Source organism: Paenibacillus sp. P4_A7 (assembly GCF_056402455.1).
This window is the reverse complement of record NZ_JBFUHJ010000496.1, coordinates 1-3,956: the sequence shown is the minus strand read 5'-3', so window position 1 is coordinate 3,956 and position 3,956 is coordinate 1. Positions and strand designations below refer to the sequence as shown.

The 3,956-nt window shown below is 42.2% G+C and carries 2 protein-coding genes and 1 pseudogene; all 3 read right to left on the bottom strand.

Features of this window, described 5'->3' with window-relative positions; genetic code table 11:
* A pseudogene (locus AC1DWN_RS29650) lies at positions 1 to 832 on the bottom strand (excinuclease ABC subunit UvrA); the annotation flags it as partial.
* Positions 829 to 1,779 carry a hypothetical protein gene (locus AC1DWN_RS29645; RefSeq protein WP_477562460.1) on the bottom strand — a complete coding sequence of 317 codons (951 nt, stop codon included), beginning with the start codon at positions 1,777 to 1,779 and terminating at the stop codon, positions 829 to 831. The gene AC1DWN_RS29645 and the pseudogene AC1DWN_RS29650, both read right to left, overlap by 4 nt.
* Positions 1,780 to 2,133: 354 nt before the next feature.
* The coding region (locus AC1DWN_RS29640; RefSeq protein ID WP_477562459.1) for a GH85 family endohexosaminidase C-terminal domain-containing protein at positions 2,134 to 3,956 on the bottom strand (1,823 nt) is incomplete at its 5' end.

Genomic DNA, 3,956 nt, shown 5'->3' with positions numbered 1-3,956 from the left:
AATCATTGAAAGAGAAGTATTGGGGCTGAGGCTCCCCCATCGTAAGATGATGCTCCGGACAAGCAAAGTTTTCATAAAACTGCTTTGAATCGTAAGTGACACCGCGGGGAAACGAAACAAGTTCAAATCGTATGAAACCTTCCCCGACTAGATTTAAGCTGTTTTCGATCGTTTTTGTAAGCACTTTGTAGACGTAAGGCTTGACGATCACCTTGTCAACCACAATCTCCATACGATACTCCGCTTCCTCTTCAAGCTCGACTAGATCGCTAAGATTTGTCCGTACACCATCAATCAAGATTGTCCTGAAGCCTTTCGAGCGGATTTCATCGAAGGTCGTTTCATAGGTTTCCCCGTAGATTTTGTAAATAGGAGCAAGCACCTCAAGCTCGGTTCCCTCTGGAAGTTGCTGTATGTGTTCGATCATCTGCGACGGGGTACGAATGGGAACCGGGTGATCGCAAAATGGACAGCTTGCTTCGCCCACCGATGCAAACAGTAATCGCATGAAATCATAAGTATCCGTCATCGTTCCGACTGTCGAGCGAGGATTAATAATGCCCTTTTTTTGCTCAATCGCAATGACCGGAGAAAGCCCGAAGACGAAGTCTACCTCTGGCTTTTTCACCTGATTCATCCGACTCTTTGCATAGGTAGATAAAGAATCGAGAAACCGCCGCTGCCCTTCGCCATAAATGACATCAAATGCAAGTGAAGATTTCCCTGATCCGCTTACGCCGGTAATTACTGTCAGCTTGTCACGCGGAATATTTACATCAATATTTTGCAAATTGTTTTGCCTTGCTCCGCGAACCTCAATATGCTTTTTCATCCGTTCATCCATACCTCCATATCTTCATTCTCGTAAGCATACGCAGGTTCTAGCAGAGGGACCCTACTTTTGGGTGTTGCTTTTGTTTCCGCTTCCAATTTGACGATCAAGCCTCGCTCAGCAAGCCAGTCACAGGCTACTGCCATCGAACCCGTATCTATAGGGATTAACACGCCAAATTTCATCACAAGGTCGGTCACCGTGCGAGTGTCTGCTTCTTCTTTTAAATAGCTGAGAATAGCTTGGAATAAAGATTCTGCCCTATGATTCAAGAATTGGTTGATGAGCTTCAAGGCTGCCTCAACCTTCTTTTTATGTACTTCACCAGCTACAAGTTCTATATATATCGCATGAAATAAATCGGGGTTGTAATGGATTGCCTGCTGAACAACCTCACGCATAGGGATATCTCCCTGCATCACCACTTCTATTTGTGCAAGCACGTCAACCATTTTTATTATCCAAGCGGCACTATAAATAGCATCGTCTTTGATATAAAGCCATTTTTCTGCCTTTGCGAGTAAGGACAACGAGTGGCTGCCCATAATAACAAGCTGCAGTTCGCGATCTCTCTCACCCACATGGCGAATTTGCTCAAGATATTCTGCGATCGAAGCATCCTTAGTGAAAAGCAACGTACTTCGAAACAGAATGGAGTGATTGAAAGAGCTTTGCATTGAACGTTCCAACCACCGCTTGAATTCGTTGCGTGTCTGAATGCTCGTATTGATAGGAATATCATTTTCCACAAAGCACGTATAGCCGGTACTCAACTTCTGATCGTGTACAATCAGCTTTAGATCGATATCTGATTTTTCCCAGACCTGATCATAGGACATACTCCCGAGCAGAATGGCAGCAATGACCTGATCATCATTTTTAATTTTCTCTACAAACGTTTCTAACGCCTCGCGAAAGAGAGCCGTTATATTCTTCGATTGTGTCATATCCAAACTGTTTCACTCCTTCGTGATTATCATCGGTGGTACCCTCTTAATAACTGATGCCATTCACTGCAAAAATCTATCTTTATTGTCAATCATTTATTTTTAATAGTCAATTATCAACCATTTATTTTCTCTCTATAAGTTCACAGTCAAATCCAAATTTTTTGTAACAGTGCTCCGATCTCTCGATATAATCCCAATCCACATTTGCTCATTGTGATCTGAACCCGTAAAAAGATCGTCCTACGGACAGCACAAAGCCGCCACCCTGCTAAGAGTGACGGCTTTGTTGCGAATGGCGAATACAATATCAGTACTTATACAAGCCCTTACGAATCAATCTTTAAGTTTATCTTACTTGTCCGCTAGGGTTCCAAATGGAATTTCCACCGGCTCAGACTTATTGCCGCTGAAGTCTTCCAGCACCACTTTAATTACGCCAGAAGTACCAATAACATTGAGTTTGGTTAAATCGTCGATACCTCTTATAGCATAAGCTTTCCCGTCCTTAAAGGTGATTTGTCTGCCATCTTGCCATGCATACAAATGCCACCAGTCATTGGATGTTGGGCCTGACAATTTAACAACAGAACCGTTCATAGTTGCTATTCCTTCGTATACATCGGACTTATTATCGATTAACACACTAGTTTCATCCGTGTAAGTGATCACTTTTCCTTTAGCATCCAAAAGCGAGATTCTAACGGTATACGCGCTACCATCTGTGTAAGGAATTTCAATATTAGCGATATCCGTACCTTTGTTCAAAGTAGTTGAATATACATCAGCGTGCGAATAGTTGAAGCTCACATCAACTTTTACCTTCTCATGCTTCAAGGAAGGTGTGTTCCACGATACGGAAATCGATCCGTCGTTTTCAGTCGTTTCAATGTTTTTAATTGCTTTGCTGAAATCCTTATTGACCACGGCTGGCTTACTTTCATTTCCATCAGCGCCAACTGCGGTAACTTTAATTTCTACATTACCTTTAGGATCGTATAAAGACTTAATATAAAATGCGTCGTCATAGATTCCGCCCAAGAATACTTCTTTACCATTGTCATATTTCGCATATACATTGTACTGCTGTACTTTGCTGTAGTCTTCCAAATCCCATGAGATATACATTTCGGAAGTGTCAAAGGATTTATCAATTTTCAAACCTGTTGGAGCTTTAGGCTTAGCTACAGTGCCATCCGTAATTTTGATTTCACCAACGTTGAATTGGTAATTCTTAATCGTACCTTCTTCCGGTGTAAAGGCCAAACCGAAAGCGGCTAAGGTTCTACCCGCATAATCAGACAAGTCAAGATTCTTTTCAACCCATCCTTTGGTCGTTTTGTTAGCACCGCTAGGAATTTGAACGTATTCCACTTTGGATGGAGCGTCTTCAAAGATCAATCCTACTTTAACGCTGCTTGCATCGGTAGCAGATGGTTTATTATAAGTAATGTTCAACTTGGAAGTTTTTTTGATATCCATTTTCGTCTTGTAAAGACTTACAAAGTTCGTTGCATCCAGATCACCGTAGACTACTAAAGAACTGCCGCCATTATACGCACCAACCTGAGTATAGTCATGTGCTGCGCTATATTGCTTTCCATAGTCAAAATCTACATTCAAACGTGTGCCTTCTGTATCAATGCGCCATTGCCATGTTGGCAAGTGATCTTGGATATTGATGTTTGCCCATTCATGATCATTCGAAACTTTACCGTCTACAAAATACTGCATACCATGTCCGGTATTAAAGTTGGTGTTAAAGTTTGAACCGTCAATAACGGATCTTTCCGAAATCAATGCTGCTAGACCTGGCCAAGACTTAAAATCCTTACCCTCGTTATCCTTACCCTCGTCTGGCTTTCCACGGTCAGGATCATTAGCAGTTTTAACTGGGTCAGGTGTAGCATTTAGAACTGCACTACGCAATTCATCTTGAGTCATGCCAGCAGAATCAAGCGTACCTTTTCCTTCAGCATATGTAGGAGCATCAGCTGCACCTGACCACCATGCTCTTTMTCTTGCTGCAATATATTTGTAGTAATCGGGGTTGCCACGTCTGTTTTCTGTGTACTTATTAGGCCCAGAATGACCAAAGAGCTGTTCATCCAAATGTTCAAAAGCCGTGGAGCTGCCTAGGGAAGCTATGCCTGTTCTAGGTACCAAATTTTCATCGT

What these genes read in the sequence shown, in the direction of transcription:
- AC1DWN_RS29645 (WP_477562460.1), bottom strand. Translation starts at nt 1,779, where the DNA reads ATGACACAATCGAAGAATATAACGGCTCTCTTTCGCGAGGCGTTAGAA.